The 19,428-nt window shown below is 69.5% G+C and carries 14 protein-coding genes; 6 read left to right on the forward strand and 8 right to left on the reverse strand.

Features of this window, described 5'->3' with window-relative positions; genetic code table 11:
- Positions 1-14: 14 nt before the first annotated feature.
- On the reverse strand, positions 15-1,169 hold the full coding sequence (locus tag KDK95_RS06810; RefSeq protein WP_212517158.1) for a radical SAM protein: 1,155 nt from the start codon (positions 1,167-1,169) through the stop codon (positions 15-17).
- A gap of 208 nt (positions 1,170-1,377) precedes the next feature.
- Here KDK95_RS06810 and KDK95_RS06815 point away from each other — a divergent pair, with 208 nt between their 5' ends.
- On the forward strand, positions 1,378-2,568 hold the full coding sequence (locus KDK95_RS06815; protein WP_212517159.1) for a galactosyltransferase-related protein: 1,191 nt from the start codon (positions 1,378-1,380) through the stop codon (positions 2,566-2,568).
- A 9-nt stretch (positions 2,569-2,577) separates the two neighbouring features.
- The gene (locus KDK95_RS06820; RefSeq protein WP_212517160.1) at positions 2,578-5,148 is read left to right on the forward strand and encodes a glycoside hydrolase family 3 protein; all 2,571 of its coding nucleotides are present in this window, start codon (positions 2,578-2,580) and stop codon (positions 5,146-5,148) included.
- Between the two features lie 42 nt (positions 5,149-5,190).
- Here the strand turns inward: KDK95_RS06820 and KDK95_RS06825 are convergent, their stop codons facing one another.
- Positions 5,191-5,955 carry a helix-turn-helix transcriptional regulator gene (locus KDK95_RS06825; protein WP_212517161.1) on the reverse strand — a complete coding sequence of 255 codons (765 nt, stop codon included), beginning with the start codon at positions 5,953-5,955 and terminating at the stop codon, positions 5,191-5,193.
- 905 nt (positions 5,956-6,860) lie between these two features.
- Between KDK95_RS06825 and KDK95_RS06830 the strand changes: the two genes are divergently transcribed.
- Positions 6,861-8,030: a polysaccharide deacetylase family protein gene (locus tag KDK95_RS06830; RefSeq protein ID WP_212517162.1), complete on the forward strand. Its 1,170-nt coding sequence runs from the start codon at positions 6,861-6,863 to the stop codon at positions 8,028-8,030.
- 24 nt (positions 8,031-8,054) lie between these two features.
- On the opposite strand, the gene KDK95_RS06835 is transcribed toward KDK95_RS06830, so the two are convergent.
- Entirely contained in the window at positions 8,055-9,953 is a 1,899-nt protein-coding gene (locus tag KDK95_RS06835; protein WP_212517163.1) for a potassium transporter Kup, read from the reverse strand.
- 255 nt (positions 9,954-10,208) lie between these two features.
- On the reverse strand, positions 10,209-10,721 hold the full coding sequence (locus tag KDK95_RS06840; RefSeq protein ID WP_212517164.1) for a universal stress protein: 513 nt from the start codon (positions 10,719-10,721) through the stop codon (positions 10,209-10,211).
- A 186-nt stretch (positions 10,722-10,907) separates the two neighbouring features.
- Between KDK95_RS06840 and KDK95_RS06845 the strand changes: the two genes are divergently transcribed.
- The 3 genes from KDK95_RS06845 (at position 10,908) to KDK95_RS06855 (ending at position 14,051) form a co-directional block, all read left to right on the forward strand.
- Positions 10,908-12,401 carry a GlnX family signal transduction membrane protein gene (locus tag KDK95_RS06845; protein WP_212517165.1) on the forward strand — a complete coding sequence of 498 codons (1,494 nt, stop codon included), beginning with the start codon at positions 10,908-10,910 and terminating at the stop codon, positions 12,399-12,401.
- 183 nt (positions 12,402-12,584) lie between these two features.
- Positions 12,585-13,250, forward strand: a complete 666-nt coding sequence (locus tag KDK95_RS06850; protein WP_212517166.1) for a hypothetical protein — start codon at positions 12,585-12,587, stop codon at positions 13,248-13,250.
- A gap of 45 nt (positions 13,251-13,295) precedes the next feature.
- A complete protein-coding gene (locus KDK95_RS06855; protein ID WP_212517167.1) occupies positions 13,296-14,051 on the forward strand; it encodes a DUF4118 domain-containing protein in 756 nt (251 codons plus the stop codon).
- Between the two features lie 27 nt (positions 14,052-14,078).
- On the opposite strand, the gene KDK95_RS06860 is transcribed toward KDK95_RS06855, so the two are convergent.
- The 4 genes from KDK95_RS06860 to kdpB form a co-directional block, all read right to left on the reverse strand.
- The gene (locus KDK95_RS06860; protein ID WP_212517168.1) at positions 14,079-14,780 is read right to left on the reverse strand and encodes a response regulator; all 702 of its coding nucleotides are present in this window, start codon (positions 14,778-14,780) and stop codon (positions 14,079-14,081) included.
- Positions 14,777-17,362, reverse strand: coding sequence for an ATP-binding protein (locus KDK95_RS06865; protein WP_212517169.1), 2,586 nt, complete (start codon positions 17,360-17,362; stop codon positions 14,777-14,779). Before KDK95_RS06865 ends, KDK95_RS06860 begins: the two co-directional genes overlap by 4 nt.
- Before the next feature lie 94 nt (positions 17,363-17,456).
- A complete protein-coding gene (locus KDK95_RS06870; protein ID WP_212517170.1) occupies positions 17,457-18,209 on the reverse strand; it encodes a potassium-transporting ATPase subunit C in 753 nt (250 codons plus the stop codon).
- Positions 18,210-18,216: 7 nt separating this feature from the next.
- A partial coding sequence (gene kdpB / locus KDK95_RS06875; protein ID WP_212517171.1) for a potassium-transporting ATPase subunit KdpB occupies positions 18,217-19,428 on the reverse strand: 1,212 nt, incomplete at its 5' end.

Raw genomic sequence — 19,428 nt, forward strand, 5'->3', positions numbered from 1 at the left:
CCTGCTCTCTACGTTCAGATGAACGGGTCGTAGTCCGGGACTGCGGTGACGGGCTCGGACCGCTTCGCGAGCGCGCCGATCTCGACGTTGGTGGGGTGCCGGGCGCAGTGGAACCGGCAGTCGCGCCGCGGGTCGATCCGCGCCGTGTCAGCGTTCTTCCACAGTTCGGCGAAGGAGGTGTCGCGGATGTCGCCGAGCAGGCCGTGCGGGTTGCCGCGGTGGTACGGGCAGACGTAGACGCCGGTCGGGGTGATCGTGGTGCGCAGGCCGGCCACCGCGCAGGCCGAGTAGTCCTTCGGCTGGTGCGGGTCGCTGCCCTGGCGCACCGCCTCCCAGTTGGACGAGCGCAGCAGGTGGAACGATTCGTCCTGCAGTTCCTCGAGCCGGCCCCACTGCTCGAGCACCTGGTCGATATGGGACTGCTGCTGGTTGACGGTGAAGTGGTCCATGTCGAGCATGGCCTTGAGCTCGAAGTAGTCGCAGCCCATCTCCTTCGCCCGCAGCCCCGCGGCGTAGACCTCGTGGTAGTTGGAGTCGGTCAGCGTGCCGTCGGCGCCGAAGCGCTGCATGAGCAGGAAGGAGTAGCCCAGCCGTCCCCGCTTGCGGCGCGCCAGGGTCTGCATGTTCTCCATCACGCCGGGGAACGCGCTGTCCTTGCCGCGGCTCGGGCGGAAGGCGTCGTACACCGGCTCCGTCGCGGCGTCCACCGAGACGCGCACCCAGGAGAGCTTCTCGGCGAGCCGGTCGAGGTGCCGGTCGATCGTCGTCCCGTTGGTGACCAGCCCGAGGCGGATGCCGCCGGCGTGCAGGGTGTCGATGACCGTGTCGATCGAACGGTGCAGCAGGGGCTCGCCACCGCCGATCAGGATCACGGCCTGGACCTGGGAGGCCGCCAGCTCCTCGGCCAGTTCGACGATCCGGTCCCGGGCGATCTGCCCGTGGTGCAGCACGTTCGAGCTGATGCACTCGGGACAGGCCAGGTCGCAGACCGTGGTCGGGTCGAGGTCGATGACCAGCGGCGCGGGCAGCCGACCCCCGTCGGCCACGGTGAGCACGTGCGGGAGCACGGACTCCTGGTAGATCTTTCCGGCAAGGTCGAGCGTGTCGGCCGCCGACGCCTGCGACGCCGGCGGCCCCGCGGAGGCAGGCGTGATCGGTATCACGGACATGGATTTCGTTCCTCCCCGAGGATTGCGCGCCCTACGGCGCGCGGTTCTCCCGAGGCTGACATGGACGACGGCGCGACGGCCACAGCTGTGCGGAAAACCGCAGTGCGGCATTGCGCATCCGCGCCGCTCTAGTCCCGGCTGCGAGCGGCGCTATTGAATCTGCTGAGAACCGGTAGTCGAACGCGTTGCATCGGGGGCGGATCAGGCGATGCTCATCCCAGAACGGGCGGCCGACGCCGTCGTCCTGCTCGCCGATCCGGACGCCCAGGCGGCGAACCCGTATTACTGGTACAGGTCGCGGCCGGCCTGGGAGGCGGTGGCCGAGGCCCTGCTGCGTGCGCCGGAGCGGCGGGTGGCCGAGGCCGCGCGGAGCGTGCGCCTCGACCCCGCTGACCTGGCGTGCCACGCGCGGCTGACCGCGGCGGTACGCGCTCACCTCGGGAGCGACCACGGCAAGTCGTCCGACGCGATCCGCGAGGCGGTCGAGCGCGTGCATGTCGAGGCGCGCCTCGGCTACCACCGCGGCTCCGAGCTTCCCCGGCGGGTTCGGCTCACTGACCGGCCGCCGCCGCGCGTGCCGGCCGAGCGGCGCGCGGTTCCGGACAGGCCGCACGTCAACGTGGTCATCCCGTTCCGCGACGACTGCCGGGACCGGGGTCGGCTCAAGAACGCGCTGGCCTGTCTGGCGGCCCTGGCCGATCAATCCCTCGACGCGCGCCGGTACTCGGTGACGGTCGTGGAGAGCGACGTCGAACCCCGTTGGCGCGAAAGCATCGAACCGCACGTCGACGAGTACCTCTTCGCCTGGCACGACGGCCCATTCAACAAGGCCTGGACAGTCAACATCGGCGCGATGCGCACCGTTCATCCCGCGCCGCTGATCTGCGTGCTCGACGCCGACGCCCTGGTCGACCGGGAATTCCTGGCGCGCAACCTGGCCCGCTTCGACGAGCCGGGGGTGGGTTCGCTCACTCCCCTGCGCAGCGTGCTCTACCTGGATGCGGAATCCAGCGCGTGGGCACTCGGGCGCAGGTGCGTCGACGGCAGCCGGTCCGTGCCGATCGAGGGCACCCGCGGCTTCCTCGTGTACCGCTCCCCCGGCGTGTGCGTCTGGATCCGAAGGGGCGTGTTCGAGTCGATCCACGGCCTCGACGAGCGCTACGAGGGCTGGGGCGGCGAGGACATGGAACTGCTGCTGCGGCTCACGGCGCGCTCCGCCTTCCACCAGTTCGACGACCCGCAACTGCACCTGCACCACCGCGTCGAGGCCGGAATCCTGGACGACTACGGCAACACCCCGAACTGCGGCCTGACGGCCCTGACCTGGGAACCCACGGAGCCGGTCGGCGCGCCCGACAGATACGCGGCGCGGCAAGAGCGCCTTCGACGGAAAGGCTGAGTTCCTCGCATGGACGACGACCGCATCCCCGCCCTCGAGGCCTTCGACGCGTGGCCGAGGCTCCGCGCCGGCCTGCTGACGGATCCCGAGCAGGAGCGGCGGATCGAGGAACTGCTCGGCGCGATGACCCTGGAGGAGAAGGTGGGTCAGATGATCCAGCCCGAACTCTGGGAACTGACTCCCGAGGACGTGCGCGAGTACCGGATCGGCTCGGCCCTCAACGGCGCCGGCGTCTGGCCGGGCCGGAAACGCCACGCCACGGCGCAGGACTGGGTCGATCTGGTCGACGAGTACTGGCAGGCCGGGCGCGAGGCCTACGCGGACCGCCCCTTCCACATCCCCTTCCTGTGGGCCACGGACGCTGTGCACGGCCACAACAACGTCTTCGGCGCCACGATCTTCCCGCACAACATCGGCCTCGGCGCCGCGCGCGACCCCGGCCTGGTCCGCCGGATCGGCGCGGCCACCGCGCGCGAGGTGGCCGCGACCAGCATGGACTGGACCTTCGCACCGGCCGTCGCGACCCCGCGCGACCGGCGGTGGGGACGCTACTACGAGGGCTACTCCGAGGACCCGGCGATCGTCCACGCGCTCGCCGGCGAAGCGGTGCTCGGGCTGCAGGGTGAGGCGACCGGATCGAACGCCGACGCGCGGGTGATCTGCGCCGTCAAGCACTGGATCGGCGACGGCGCCACCGCGCAGGGCGCCGACCGCGGGGAGGCGCACTGCGACGAGCACCTGCTGCGCAACATCCACGGGCCGGGCTTCTTCTCCGCGCTGGCGGCCGGTGCCCAATCGGTCATGATCTCCTTCAGCAGCTGGATCGATCCGGCCGACTACGATCACACGCCCGGCCGCGAAACCGCGTTCAACCACAAGATCCACGGAAGCCGCCGCCTGATCACCGACGTCCTCAAGCGCGCCATGGGCTTCGAAGGGGTCGTCATCAGCGACTGGGACGCGCACGCGGAGGTCAGCGGCTGCACGATGCAGGACGCGGGCTACGCGATCAACGCCGGGATCGACGTCCTCATGGTCGCGGCGCGGGACGCCTGGCAGGGCGTCTATCACACGACGATCCGCCAGGTGCACGACGGCACGATTCCGCTGCTGCGCATCGACGACGCGGTGCGGCGCATTCTGCGGATGAAGATGCGTGCCGGGCTCTGGGACAAGCCGCGGCCGCGCGAGCGCGCTCTCGCCGGGAACGTCTCGGTGCTCGGCTCCCCCGACCATCGCGCCGTGGCGCGGGAGGCGGTCCGCGGCTCGCTCGTCCTGCTCAAGAACGCCGGCGGCGTTCTGCCGCTGGCCCGCGAGACGCGCGTGCTGATCTGCGGCAGCGGCGCGGACGACATCCGCAAGCAGACCGGCGGGTGGACCCTCTCGTGGCAGGGCGACGACATCTCACTCGATGATCTGCCGGGCGCGCAGACGCTCGCCGACGCGCTGCGCGCCGAGTTCGGCACCGATCGCTGCCTGCTGGACCCAGACCTCGAGCAGGCGGACCCGGCCGAGTACGACGTCGCCGTGGTAGCGATCGGCGAGGACTCCTACGCCGAGATGCGCGGCACGATCAAGCCCTGGGGAACCCTGGACTACGCCGGTCTCAAGCTCTCCTACGCTCGCGACCTCGAACTGCTGCGCCGGCTGCGGAGCACCGGCGTGCGGATCGTCACGGTGCTCTACGGCGGTCGGCCGATGTACACCACGGAGGAGATCAACCTCTCCGACGCGTTCGTCGTGGCGTGGCTGCCCGGCACGGAGGGCGGCGGCGTCGCGGACGTGCTCGTCGCCGGGCAGGACGGCCTGCCGCAGTACGACTTCCGCGGCAGGCTTCCGTGCAACTGGCCGCGCAGCCGGGACTCGATGGCGGCCAACAGCATCCCGGCGCACATCCCCGGCTACCGGGTGCCCGCCGAGGAGCAGGAGCCGACCGGCCCGCACGAGCCGCTGTTCGCGCTCGGCTACGGGCTCGACTACGCGTCGGCGGACCCGGGCCCCGGCGTGCTGCCGCTGGACGAGCGGATCGACGAGGACCCGGTTCCCGCGGTTTCCGGACCGCTGCGGATCCTCGGACCGGACGCCGGCGCCGAGTACGCGTGGCTGCTGGCCGGGCATCAGATGTGGACCCGGCAGCAGGTCGTGCCCGGCACTCCCGCGCAGTTCACCATCCTGCGCGTCGGCACGTGCGAGGGCCGCGAGCCGACCGAGGGGCTGGCGCTGGAATTCACCGGGTACATCGCCTTCATCTGCGCCCAGGCGTCCTCCAAGCGGCCACGGGACCTGCGCGGATATCTCGAGCGCGAAGGCCGCCTCGCCTTCGAGGTCAGGGTGTGGCAGCCGCCGACCGAACCCGTCTACGTGGCCTGCCACGACGACTTCCCCGCGCAACCGGGCCTGGACATCTCCGGTCTGCTGCACGCGGCTCCGGAGGGCGAATGGGTCGGGTTCTCGTTCCCCCTCGCGCAGCTCCGGGATCTGGGCATGCGCTTCAAGCACGTCGACGTCCCGTTCATGCTCTACAGCACGGGAAAGGCCCGGTTCGACATCGCCGACGTGCGCTGGGAGCCGGCGGACTGAGATCGGGACCCGGATTCCCGACGCCGGCCCTGCGCCGCGGCCTCAGGAATCCGGGTCCACAGCCGCCCTTCGGCCGCGGGCGAGCTGGTATCCCAGTTGCGTGCGCGTGTTCGCGCCCAACTCGGTCCGCAGGGTCGCGATGTGCGCCTGCACGCTGCGCAGCGAGATGCCCAGCCGCTTCGCGATCGTCTTGTCGGGCTTTCCGCTCACCAGCATGTCGATGATGGACTCGCGCGTCGACGCGGGGACCCGGCGGGGCAGGAACTCCGCAGCCGCGAGCGCCGCGTTCTGCGCCGTGCTCCACATCGTGCCGAAGACCCGGGTCAGGAAGGTGACGATCGTCGGTTCGCTGATGAGCAAGGCGGTCGAGCAGGCGCTGCCGTCGAGGATGAGCGCGACCCTGCCGTCGATCACGATCATCGGCGTGAACTCCTCGGTGATCCACCGCACCTCGGCGCCGAGGGCCGCGGCTCGGATCCACCCACGGCAATCGTCGACTTCGCGGACAGCGGAATTGAACAGGATGCGGGTCGCCACCCCCTGCCCGAGCAGCCCGGCGACCTCCGAGAGCAAGGCCCGCGAGCCTGGTGCCGCGTCGGCGTAGCCCGAGAGCAGCAGAGCCATCTCGCCGTGCGCGGTCGAGAGCACCGCGCGCAACTGCCGGAGGTCGCTGATGCGGCGTACCACGGCGCAGGCCCGCGGCTGGGCGGCTCTCGGGCCGGCTTCGGTCACTCCGAGGGTCTGCAGGAGAACCTCCTGCCCGTCGATGAGGTTGCCGATGAGGGACTCGAGCGAGACGGTTTGCATGGTGTCCTCCGATGGCCGAGGAACGGATATTCGAGCATTGTTCTCGCGAGGCGGAAGGTCTCGGGTGCACTGCACCGGGACAGAGCGGTGCACGTCGAGCTTGCGGAGCCGCTCCGACGCGCGGACCGTGCCGCTGCGCGGTGGTGGGCGCAGCCGTCATGGGGGTGTCCCGGACCCGCCGAGGCCACCGACCAGCTTCCACGCCGCGAGCGCCGCGTCGGCCACTACGACTCCGCACTCGTTCGCCGGCTCCCCGGTGCCGTCCTGCGACATCTTGGTCCTGATACAGGCCATGAGTTCGGAAGGAACAGGCTGCGATGATGCTCCAGTGTCGGACGAGACGGTTGTGATCGTCATCGGGTCCTCCTCTGGCTCCTGCGCCCATCCGCCGTCCCCACCACACAGCGGGTAGCGCTTACTCGCTGCACGCGAAGCGGCATGGCACAGCAGTTCCCGCTCGTAAGCGCTTCCCGAAAACGGCATGGAACGGAATATGGATCCGACTACTCACCCCGTCAGGGCTCACCTCGGCGAGCTCTGATCCACGAGTATCTTCGATGGGCTGCTGGAGCGCAAGGGGTCGGCGGTCTACCACGTTGTCCGGCGCAACAAACCCGGCCATGCAGCCACGTGATCGATGGAGAGCCCGCAGGTCAGGGGCATGTCTGCTGCGGCGGCTGGAAACTCGACGCCGCGCTACGGGGCGGTCGACGACCGGCGTCGGCCACCCAGCGCGTCGGGCGATCACTTTTGTCGACCACACAATTGGCCTCGCGGCGCACCGTCAACACGTACCAAGACATGGCCACCGTCACGCCATCCTGCTAATGTTGCGTTCGCACATGCGCCAATGCGTTCAGACCCCTGGTATGTAATAGGGTGATCGTGGCCCGGGAGTCCAATCCTTGCGCTTCGCGGATTGGTCCAGCGATGACGTTCTGCTTTATCTACTTTTTGATGGTGGACCGATGCTCTCCGGTTTGCAGCTGGTGAATCAGGCACAGTATACGACGCGAAGCAGGTCGAAATTCCGGGACGAAGAACCTGCACTTCTCGCGGGCGTCGCGTGGACCGCTACGGGCTACACCGTCTCCATCGTCGACCCCCTGAACGCGCAGACCACGTCACGTCGATACGGCGCCGACGGTGCAACCGCCATAGCGGACCATCTCACCGCCCTCGAGGAGGATCGGCGTCGCCGGGTGGTCGCCGTGATCGAGAGCAGCAACGGCACGGTCTGCGACTCACTGCTGAAAGCCGGTCTCACGGTCTGCAGGGCGGATCCCCGTCACCTGCCGGCTCCAGGCCCGGGCCTGGGCGCGGCAGACGATCTCGCGCTTGCGGCGGCCGCGCAGTCTGATCTCAACAGTCTAACTCGCCTCTCGCGCCGGGCCGGCCTGCTCACCGGGCGGCTCGGCGAGGTCCACGACGCGATCCGCCGCTCACCGGCCGCCCAGCAGGCCACGACCGAGGACGACCGTCACCTTCGACATGGTCGCCGCTCCAGCCCATCCATAGCCATCACGTTCAACGACGGGCCCGACCCGGTGTACACACCGCTGGTTCTCGGCATCCTCAAGCGATTCGGTGTGTCCGCGACGTTCTTCTGCGTCGGGCTGCGAGCGGCGGCCCACCCTCATATCGTTCGGCAGATCGCCGAAGAGGGCCACCAGCTCGGAAACCACACCTGGTCGCGCGCCTATCTCCCGGACCTTTCGCGTACTCAGTTGGCTGCGCAGATCGAGCGCACCGCCGATCAGCTCGAGTCAGCGGCAAACAGCCCGATTCCGTTCCGGCCGCCTTACGGCGCGTACACCCCCGAGAACGCGGAATGGCTCCATGAACTCGACCAGTCGGTGGCGCTCTGGGATGTCGCGCCCGCCGACTGGGCGATGCCGGGAAGCAGTGTCATCGCCAGGCGAGTAGTCGCCCGTGTCGACGGCGGGTCGATCATCGCGTTGCACGACGGCGGCGGCGACCGCACGCAGACGGTCGCGGCACTGCCCCTTATTTTCAGAAAACTTCTCAAACACGGATACCAGCCCACGACCCTCGATCGGTTGACGGGCGGATGACATCCCGCGTGGTGATGTAGCCCGTCAGAGTTCGATGCGGGAGCCCATGATGACGGTGCGCTCGCGCGGCAGGTGGAAGTACTCGGCCGCGTCGGCGGTGAGGCGGGAGGTGGCGAAGAACAGGCGCTTGCGCCACAAGCTCATCCCGGGATGGTCGCCGCGACTGAGGGCGATGGTGGACAGGAAGTAGGAGATCTCGCTCTCCTCCAGCGGGCCGTCGATCTCGGTGTGCCGGATGAGCGGCAGCAGGGAGGGGATGTCGGGGGTGTCCATGTAGCCGAAGGTGGCCGTGACGTGGACGATCCGGTCGTCCTGGTAGCCGAGGTCGTCGATCTCCAGGCGCTCGGCGGGCGGGACGTGCGGGACGTGGGCGGTGTTGATCGTCATGATGAGCACGTGCTCGTGCAGGACCTGGTTGTGCTCGACGTTGGCGCGCATGGCGAGTGGGGCCGTGTCCTTGCCGCGGTTGAGGAAGATCGCGGTGCCGGGGGTGCGCCACAGCGGTGGCTGCGCGGTGTGTAGTCGGTCGACGAACTCGCGCAGCGGGCCCTCGTCCTTCGCGCGCTGCACGCTCACCAGCTCGCGGCCCTTGCGCCAGGTGGCCATGACGGTGTAGACGGCGATGCCGATCAGCAGTGGCAGCCAGGCTCCGTGCGGGAGCTTGGTGAGGTTCGCGGCGAAGAACAGCAGGTCCACGATCAGGAGCGGGACCGCTCCGGTGAGGATCAGCCACATCGGTGTGCCGTACCGGTGGCGCGCGACGTAGAAGTACAGCAGGGTCGTGATGGTGATCGTGCCGGTCACGGCCATGCCGAAGGCGTAGGCCAGCGCGGCGGAGGACTTGAAGGTGAACACCAGGGCCAGGACCGAGGCCAGTAGCGCCCAGTTGATCCAGGGCACGTAGATCTGGCCGATCTGTTCCCGGGAGGTGTGGGTGATGCGCAGCCGCGGCAGGTAGCCGAGTTGGGCGGCCTGCTGGGTCACGGAGAACGCTCCGGAGATCACCGCCTGGGAGGCGATGACGGTGGCGGCCGCGGCGAGGAACACCATCGGCAGCCGGGCCCAGGCCGGCAGCAGCAGGAAGAACGGGTTCGACACGGCCGACGGGTCGCGCAGCACCAGGGCGCCCTGGCCGAGGTAGCTCAGGACGCAGGCGGGCAGCACAGGGAACAGCCACATCCTGGTGACCGGGCCGCGACCGAAGTGACCCATGTCCGCGTACAGCGCCTCGGCGCCGGTCACGGCCAGCACCACGGCCGCGAGCGAGAAGAACGCGACGGTGAAGTGGCCCGTCAGGAACTGCAGCGCGTACCAGGGCGAGAGCGCCTTGAGGATCTGCGGGTTCTCGATCACCGCGCGAAGGCCGAACGCGCCGATCGCGGTGAACCACAGGCCCATCACCGGCCCGAACAGCTTGCCGACCGTGCCGGTGCCGAGCTTCTGCAGCAGGAACAGCCCGACGATGATCGCCGCCGTGATCGGCAGCACGAGGTCGGACACCGACGGCGCCGCGACCTTCACCCCTTCGATCGAGGAAAGCACCGAGATGGCGGGGGTGATCATGCTGTCGCCGAAGAAGAGCGACGCGCCGAACACGCCGAGCGCCGCCAGCGTCAGGCGCATGCGTCGGCCGCCCGGGGTGCCGAGCCTGCCGATCAGCGTGATCAGGGCCATGATCCCGCCTTCGCCGTCGTTGTCCGCCCGCATCACCAGCAGCACATAGGTGACGGTGACCACGATCATCACCGACCAGAAGATCAGCGAGACGACCCCGTAGACGTTGGCCTGCGCGATCGGCACCGAGTGCGGCTCGGATGGGTTGAACACCGTCTGCATGGTGTACAGCGGGCTGGTGCCGATGTCGCCGAACACGACGCCCAGCGCTCCGACCATGAGTGCCGCCTGGGCACCGCTCCGCCTCATCGTTCACTCCGTATACTTCGACGCTGACCAGGCCACGGCAACCCTAGCGGTCCCGCGACGATCAACGGTGGCAGACGGCACGGGCGACGCCCTCGACACAGGTCCGGGGAAGCGCGAAGGTGGGAGCGGGGATCTCGTGCTCGATCGTGGACATGGGGGCGGTGCGCGGGCCTGCGGTGACGGTCGTCTCGGAGGAAGGGGCCGGACCATGCGCGGAAAGCTTCGGATTTATCGTCTCCCTGCCCGCGGCCGGTCCTATCCCCGTGCCGCCCACCACCGAGGACGAGGATTTGCTCGCCTGAGCGGCCCGACGTAGGCGGCGAGGGCGGCGGGCGGGACGGTGATGACCGGGCATGTGGCGCGCGTGACGCAGTGGCGCGCCACGGGGCCGTGCTCGGCGCGGAGCGTGAGGCGCGGGCGTCCTCTTCCGATGACGAGCAGGTCGCCGGGCCGGTCGGCGAAGGCGACCAGTACGGGTCCGGCGCGGCCGCGGACGATGTGCGGTTCGGTGGGAATGCCGGTGGGCGGGCCGCCGAGGCCTTCGTCGAACGCTGTCAGCAGTCTCGCTTCGGCGGCGTCGGCCCATTCGTCGGTGACGTACCGCGGGTACGGTCGCGCGGGTGAGTCGCCGCCCGGCGGTTCCCAGGCGATGACGGGCAGTAGCGTGGCGCCGAGCGCGCGCGCCTGCTCCACGGCACAGCGCAGGGCCTGCAGGCTGCCGGGCGAGCCGCTCACGCCGACGACCACGCGTCTGGAGTTCGCCGACATCGTTCCCGCCTCCGCGCCTGCACACTGTGGGTAGCAGCCCACTGAATCATGCCGCACGCACGGCCGGGCCCCTCTTCGCCGAGTTCTAACGCGGTTGACTATTTTCTTGCATCGACCTGTATTTACCCGGAGCGCTTCGGCAGGGCAGCGTACGCCCGTGATATGTATCCGGCTTGGATTCGCGGTGTGGGCTCGGTGACCGTGGTGCAGGAGCAGGACCGGGCCGCGTCGGGCGCGGGACCGGGCCGTCGTCTGGTGGGCGGGACGCCGCGGCAACTGTGGCTGCTGACGGTGGGCCTCGGTGTGCTCGCTCTGCTATTCGGCCTCGTCTTCGCACTCGCGCTCGGCAGTGACTCGTCGAGCTTCGCCAGCCTCCAGTCGCGCACGAGCGAGGTCTCGGCGACCAGCGACCTGTACTACGAGCTCAACGACATGGATGCGCAGGCGGCCAACGCGCTGCTGGTCGGATTCCATCCGGCCGACCCGTCCATGGTGCCGCCTTCGGTCGACGCGGCGGCGTCCATGTCGGCCTATGAGAAGGACCGATCGGCCGCGGACAGCGACCTCACGCATATCGCGCGGAATCCGCAGCTGACCGGCGCGGCCGGCAAGCTGATCGATAGCCTGGGCACCTATGAGGCGCTGATCGGTCAGGCCATCTATGCCGATCAGAACACCATGAAGCAGCTCCCCGCCGAACCGCCGGCGGCCGCGCTGGGCTCCTACACCGAAGCGTCCTCGTTGTTGCACACGACGCTGCTTGCTCAGGCCCTTCAGATCGCCGACGCGGACAGCTCTGCCGTGGACGCCTCGTACTCCGGCGAGCATTCGAGCGCCGACCTCTACGGTTATGTCATCGTCGCGCTGGCCTTGCTCTTAGGCGTAGCGCTCTACGCGGGCAACCACTATCACGCCCGCAGGTTCCGGCGGCGCGTCAGTTGGCTGGCCGGCGGCATCGCCGTCTGTCTCGCACTCGGGTTCCTCGGCCTTTCCACGCAACTGGGCGCGGCGGACGATCTGCATTACGCGAAGAAGGAGGCCTACGACTCCATCAACGCCCTCACCCGCGCGCGGGCCGTGTCCGACGACGCGAACGCGGACGAGAGCCGCTGGCTGCTCGAAGGCCGGACCGCCGCGCTGCAGACCTCGTTCTTCCAGAAGATCGGCAACGTCGCCGGAGTGCCGGGCGTCTCGGGCACCAGCGCGGGAGGTGACCCGCAGCCGTACTACTCAGGGCTGTCCGCGGCCGTCGCCGCGCTGCGCCTCGATACGGCATCCGACTCGGTCTCGGGAGTGACGGTCAGCGGCTACCTCGGCACCGAACTCGACAACATCACGTTCTCCGGCGAAGCCCAGGCCGCTTACGACACGACCCGGGCGTTCGACACCTATGTCCAGGACGACGCCGTCATCCGCTCCGACGCGAAGCGCGGGGACCTCGCCGCTTCAGTCGCGTTCGACATCGGCACCCGGCCGGGGCAGTCGAACTACGCGTTCAACCAGTACATGTCCAAGCTTGAGTCGGTGGTCCAGATCAACGACAACGCCTTCGCCTCGGGGATCGCGGCTGGGAAGAGCGAGACCGGCGCCACGACGTGGATGGTGTTGATCATCGGGGAGCTGCTGGTGCTGCTGTTCATCGCCCGAGCGGGCGCCGTGCGGCTGCGCGAGTACCACTGAAAGCAGTACCGCTGAAGACACTGTCGACCGTTGATTTTCCGTGGAATCGACCGCCGCGCGTCGCAGAGCCCTTGCCGAGCGGCCGCCGCCGCGGTGTGATCCCCGTAGGTCGTACGGTGGGCCGGGAAGACTGGTCGGCGCGTGAGTGCTCCGCACTGAGCACGGCACATGGAGGTGCCGAGCATGCGCTACATTCTGCCCATCGCGCTGTTCGCCTGCCTGGCGGCGTTGATCGCGATCTCCCCGCACATCGAACCGCGTAGGCTGCGCAGGCGGGCTGCGCGGGTCACCGGGCAACTGCGCGCCGAGCACGGCTTCCGGGACGGCTCTCGGGCCTCATGGTCCGAGACGCGTTCGACCGGGTGGCCGCCGTTCCACTACGGCAAGCACCGCGAGCTCGACAACCTGCTCCTCGGCACGGTCTACGACCTGCCGGTGCGCGTGGCGGGCTACGAGGTCGTCTTCAACGGCTCGTGGCACCGCTACGGCCTCGCGGTGATCGTGCTGCCGAGCCCTGCCGAGTGGCTGGAGGTGCGCGGGCAGCGGCCCTTCACCTCCGCGCGCGTTCCCGAGCACGTCCCCGACGGCCAACTGGCACTCGGCGTGCCGGAATTCGACGCCGCCTGGAGCGTGTACGCCGAGTCCCCGGAGGCGCAGCGCGCGGCAGCGGGCTCTGCCGCGCTCGCGCAGGCCATGCTCGACGCGCCGACCCCGTTCTCCTGGCGTGTCCATGACGGCGAGGTCCTGCTGTGGCGGCGCGACGGCTGGTCGGACGCGGCCCAACTGCTGGCGTGCATCGGCTGCGTGGCGAACCTGCTGGGACTCGCCGACACATACCCCGTGGGGTAGGCGCATGCCATGGACAACGCGCGGACCGGTTGATAGACCGGAATCATGTTCGACTTCATCCGAAGGCGGCGTGATCACGTCGCGGTGACCTGCGCTCTGGTGATTCCTCCGGCCGTGTGCGCGGTGCTGATCCCGACGCGTTCGACGCTGCCGAACACCGACGCCGCCCTTGTGCTGGTGGTTTTCACGGTGGCGGTGGCGGCGTTCGGCAACCGGGTCGCCGGGTATCTCGCCGCACTCGGCACGGCGCTGTGGTTCGACTTCTTCCTGACCGTTCCGTACGAGCGGCTCTCCATCACGCACCGAACCGACATCGAGACCACCGTCCTGCTGCTGGTGGTGGGGGTGGCGGTGACCGAGCTCGCGGTAGCCGCCCGCCGACGCGGTCGGACGGTGGCGGTGGACGAGGCGCTGCTCGCGGTCGTGCAGTCCACCGCCGGGCTGGTCGCGCGCGGCGAGTCCGCAGACACGGTCATCGACCAGGTCTGCGTGCAGCTGCGCGCGCTGCTCGGCGCGCGGGAGTGCGTGTACGACCCGCAGCCTGCGCGCAACCGCGGACTGCACTTCGAGTCCGACGGGTCGCTGCTCTGGGGGCGCACGGTGTGGAACCTGGCCGAGAACGGATTCCCGGACGAGAAGCTCGACCTACCCGCCCGGTACCAGGGTGTGGCCTACGGCCGCTTCGTGCTCACCCCTGTCCACGGCGCGGCGCCGAGCGTACACGCCCGTCGCACGGCGGTCGTCCTGGCGGATCTCGCCGCCGCGTCCGTCGCGGCCGATCGCTCACACCAGGAGGTCTGAGTACGCCCGACCGAGGGCTCGGTACCGTCAGGGCTGGAAGCGGTAGCCCATGCCGGGCTCGGTGAGCAGCTGGCGCGGGTGGGAGGGCTCGGTCTCGAGCTTCTGGCGCAGCCTGGCGAGGTAGAAGCGCAGGTAGTTGGTCTCCGACTCGTAGCCCGGACCCCACACCTGCTGAAGCAGCTGCTTGCCGGAGACCAGCCGCCCGGGATTGCGCACGAGCACTTCGAGCACGGCCCATTCGGTCTTGGTCAGGTGGACCTTCTCGGGCGCCTCGGCGGGTGCGTCGGGGCGCTTGATGACGGTCTTGGCGGCCAGATCGATGCTGAAGTGGCCGATCAGCACGACCGGCTCGGCGGCGGCGGCATCGGCCTCGGCGCGGCGTTGCAGGGCCCTGAGCCGGGCCATCAGCTCGTCCATGGAGAAGGGCTTGGTGACGTAGTCGTCGGCGCCGGCGTCGAGGGCGTCGACCTTGTCGGAGGCGTCGGCCCGGCCGGAGAGCACGAGGATCGGGACCTTGGTCCAGCCGCGTAGGCCGGCGATGACCTCGGTACCGTCCATGTCGGGCAGGCCGAGGTCGAGGATGACGAGGTCGGGAATGTGGCGCGCGGCGGCCTCGAGGGCCGTGGCGCCGTCGGCCGCGACGACTACGTCGTAGCGGCGGGCCGTCAGGTTGATGCGCAGGGCGCGCATCAGCTGGGGCTCGTCGTCGACCACCAGTACCCGCATCATCGGATGACCTCCTGTGCTTGCGCTGCCGCGGCGGGAAGCGTGAGCACCATGGTCACGCCGCCGCCGGGGGTGTCTTCTGGTACGAGCGTGCCGCCCATCGCCTCGGCCAGTCCCCGGGAAAGCGCCAGCCCGAGGCCGACGCCGCTGGTGTTGTCCCGGTCCCCGAGCCGCTGGAACGGGCGGAAGAGCAGGTCCCAGTCCTCTTCCGGAATCCCCGGTCCGCGGTCTATCACCCGGACTTCGATCTGCCCGCCCAGGGCCGAGACCGTGACGGTGACCGGGGAGTCGGTGTGCTTGACGGCATTGCCGACGAGGTTCGCGACCACGCGCTCGAACAGCGGCGCATCGATCAGCCCATCGGGCAGTCCGGGCTCGGGCGGCTGCAGCCTGACCCGCCCGGACGCCTCTGGTACGTCGTCGATCGCGCGCGGGATGATGTCCTCGATCGCGGCCGGTTCGAGCCTCGGCTTGACCGCGCCCGCTTGAAGCCGGGACATGTCGAGCAGGTTCTCCACCAGGCGGGTGAGCCGGTCCAGGGACTCCTCGGCGGCCTCCAGCAGTTCCGCGCGGTCGCCGGGCGAGACCTCGAGCTCCGGGTCACGCAGCGTGCTGATCGAGGCCTTGGCCGCGGCGAGCGGGGTGCGCAGGTCGTGCGAGACGGCGGCGAGCAGCGCGGTGCGCATCTTGTCGGCGGCGGCGAGCGACTGCGCGGACGCGGCCTCCCGGGCCAGCCTCCTGCGTTCCATGGCCGCTGTGGCCTGCGCGGCGAAGGCGGCCAGGACGCGCTGGTCGGCGGCCGGGAGGGTGCGGCCACGGAGGGCGAGGACGGCGTTGGGGCCGGCGTCGATGACGGTGTCTGCGCTGCCGGGGCAGCCGGCCGGGTCGGTGCCGGTCGAGGCGACGAGCGTCCAGCGGCTCGGGTCGTCGATCTCGTCGGGCAGGCGCGGCGAGTCGGTGTCGACGCGTTGCAGCAGGCTGACCGAAGCCATCGAGAAGGTCTCGCGGAAGCGCTCCAGCAGTGCCGAGATCGCCTCGTCGCCCCGGAGTACGGCCACGGCGAAGGCGTTGAGCGTCTCGGCCTCGGCGGATGCGTGGGCCGCGCTGCGCGTCTGCTTGATCGCCAGGTCCACGACGGAGGCGACGGTGATGCCGACGATGACGAACACGACCAGCGCGATCGCGTTGTTCGCCTCGGCGATGGTGATCGAGTGGACCGGCGGGATGAAGTAGTAGTTGAGCAGCAGCGAGCTCCACAGTGCCGCGACGAACGCGGAGACCATGCCGCCGAGCCGGGAGATGGCGACGGTGAGCGTGAGGTAGAGCAGGATGTCGCTGGCGACGTTCAGTTTCAGTGAGGGGCCGACGGCGGTCAGGATCGCGGTGAGGATCGGCGGCGTGACGATGCCCGCGGCGATCCCGCGCCAGCCTCCGCCGGAGCCCCAGGCCGCGGTACGCATCGGGTTCGGCGGCAGCCACCCGCGCCGCCGGCGGCGCGAGGGCTCATCATGGGTGACCATGTGCACGTCGATGTCGCCGGAGAGCATCGTCGTCATCTCGCCGATCCCGGTGCCGGTCAGGAAGCGGTTGACGCGGCTGCGCCGGGAGGTGCCGAGCACGAGCTGCGTCGCGTTCTTGGCCTGCGCGAATTCGATCAGCGCGCGCGGCACGTCGTCACCGACGATCGTGTGATAGCTGCCGCCGAGCGATTCGACCAGGTGACGCTGAGCGGCCAGTGCGGTCGGGCTGGTGTCCCCGGTCAGGCCGTCGGAGCGGGCGATGTGCACGGCCAGCAGCTCGCCGCCCGCGGCCCGCGCGGCGATGCGGGCCGCGCGGCGGATCAGCGCCTCGCCCGAGCCGTCGCCGGGCAGCGCGACGACCACGCGCTCGCGCGCCTCCCAGACGCGGCCGATGCCGTGCTCCTCGCGGTAGCGCTGGAGCACCTCGTCGACGCGGTCGGCGACCCATAGCAGGGCCAGTTCGCGCAGCGCGGTGAGGTTGCCGACGCGGAAGTAGTTGCCGAGGGCGGCGTCGATCTTCTCGGCGGCGTAGACGTTGCCGTGTGCGAGGCGGCGGCGCAGGGACTCCGGGGACATGTCGACGAGCTCGATCTGGTCCGCGGAACGGACGACCTCGTCGGGCACGGTCTCGCGCTGCGGCACGCTGGTGATCCGCTGCACCACGTCGTTGAGCGATTCGAGGTGCTGAATATTAACGGTAGAGATCACCTCGATGCCGGCATCCAGCAGTTCCTGGATGTCCTGCCAGCGCTTCTCGTGCCGGCCGCCGGGAACGTTCGTATGCGGAAGCTCGTCCACCAGGGCGACCTGCGGGCGCCGGGCGAGCACGGCGTCGAGGTCCATCTCCTCGAACACGATGCCCCGGTACTCGCGCTTGATGCGCGGAATGAGCTCGAGCCCGTCGGCCATCCGCGCGGTCGCCTCACGGCCGTGCGTCTCCACGTACGCGATGGCGACGTCGGCGCCGCGTTCGGCGCGCCGGTGGCCCTCTTCGAGCATTTTGAACGTCTTGCCCACCCCAGGCGCGGCTCCGAGGTAGACCCGCAGCTTCCCGCGTTGGCTCACGGCCGTCTTCTTCCCATTCCATTCATCGCGACAGCCCTTCCCGAACGCCGGAAGGCGGTCGGGAAGGGCACGGTCACGGGAGGCACCTCGTGCGTTACGAGGTGGCGCCCGTCTGGAACGCCGTGGTGCTGGTGTTGTTGCTCGGGTACTGCTTGTCGAGGGCGATGTTGAGTGTGGTGGTGTTGACTCCGGGTTCGCCGAGGATGCCGATGTCGCGGCCGGTGGTGTTGGCCTGGATCAGGGCCTTGACCTGGGTGAGGGTGATCCCGCGGGTCTGGGCGATCCGCGCGGCCTGCTGGTCGGCGTTCAGCGGGGTGATGTACGGCTCGACGTCCGATCCGGATTCGGTGACGGCGTCGGTGGCGACCTGTGCGGCCGTCACGGTGGTGGTGTCGGTGGAGTCGAACGCGGCCATGTTCGCCCGCATGAGTGTGATCAGTTCGGTGAGGTTGTCGTTGTTCGGGCCGAGGTTGTTGCTGCCGGTGGCGGTGTAGGTGCAGCCGTTGGCGAGCTGGATCGTGTAGCGGCCGAGGGCCGGGTCGGTGGAGTAGGTCGGGCGGGACTGGAAGTACTTGTCGATCGGGTCGGCGTAGCCGGTGACGCCGTCCTTCTTGTTCAGCGCCGCCTCCGCGGAGGACGGGTTCACGTAGGTCTGGCACAGCAGTTTCGAGGCGATGGCCTGGCCGCTGCCGTTGGTGATCAGCGAGCCGTCGGCCTGGTTGTGGAAGGCGGCCTGGCCGATGCCGGTCATCACCAGGGGGTAGGCGATGCCGGTGATGACGGTGAACACGAGCATCGCGCGGATCGCGGCGAGGTGGCGCAGCACGGCGCCGGGGAGGCGGGACATTTCTCGATCACCGACCCATTCCGGGGAGGTACTGGATCACCATGTCGAGCAGCTTGATCCCGATGAACGGGACGATCAGGCCGCCGGCGCCGTAGATCCACAGGTTGCGCCGCAGCAGGGCCGAGGCGGAGGAGGGGGTGTAGCGCACCCCGCGTAGCGCGAGCGGGATGAGCGCGACGATGATCAGCGCGTTGAACACGATCGCGGAGGTGATCGCGGACTGCGGGCTGTGCAGGTGCAGGATGTTGAGTTTCTCCAGGCCCGGGAAGACGCCGGCGAACATCGCGGGGAGCATCGCGAAGTACTTCGCGACGTCGTTGGCGATGGAGAAGGTGGTCAAAGCGCCCCGGGTGATCAGCAGTTGCTTGCCGATCTCGACGATCTCGATCAGCTTGGTGGGGTTGGAGTCGAGGTCGACCATGTTCCCGGCCTCCTTGGCGGCCGAGGTGCCGGTGTTCATCGCCACCCCGACATCGGCCTGGGCGAGGGCGGGGGCGTCGTTGGTGCCGTCGCCGGTCATCGCGACGAGTTTGCCGCCCTCCTGCTCCTTTCTGATCAGGGCGAGCTTGTCCTCGGGGGTGGCCTCGGCGAGGTAGTCGTCCACGCCGGCCTCGGCGGCGATGGCGGCGGCCGTCAGCGGGTTGTCGCCGGTGATCATGACGGTTTTGATGCCCATCTTGCGCAGTTCGGCGAAGCGCTCCTTGATGCCGTCCTTGACGACGTCCTTGAGGTGGATGACGCCGAGGACGCGGGCCTGGCTGCCCTTGATCTGCGCGACGACCAGGGGGGTGCCGCCGGCCGCGGAGATCGCGTCGACGACCTGGCCGACCTTGGCGTCCACGTGGCCGCCGTTGTCGCGCACCCAGTCGCGCACGGCGTTCGCGGCGCCCTTGCGGATCTGGGTGCCGTCGGGCAGGTCGACCCCGGACATGCGGGTCTGCGCGGTGAACTCGATGAATATCGCGTCGTGCACCTCGCGGCCGCGCAGGTTGTACTTCTCCTTGGCGAGCACGACGATGGAGCGGCCCTCGGGGGTCTCGTCGGCCAGCGAGGACAGCTGCGCCGCGTCGGCCAGGGTCTCGATCGGCACGGCGTCGACGGGCACGAACTCGCTGGCCTGCCGGTTGCCGAGGGTGATGGTGCCGGTCTTGTCGAGCAGCAGGGTGTTGACGTCGCCGGCGGCCTCGACGGCGCGTCCGGACATGGCCAGCACGTTGCG

The organism is Actinospica acidithermotolerans (genome assembly GCF_018139625.1).
Classification (GTDB): Bacteria; Actinomycetota; Actinomycetes; order Streptomycetales; family Catenulisporaceae; genus Actinospica; species Actinospica acidithermotolerans.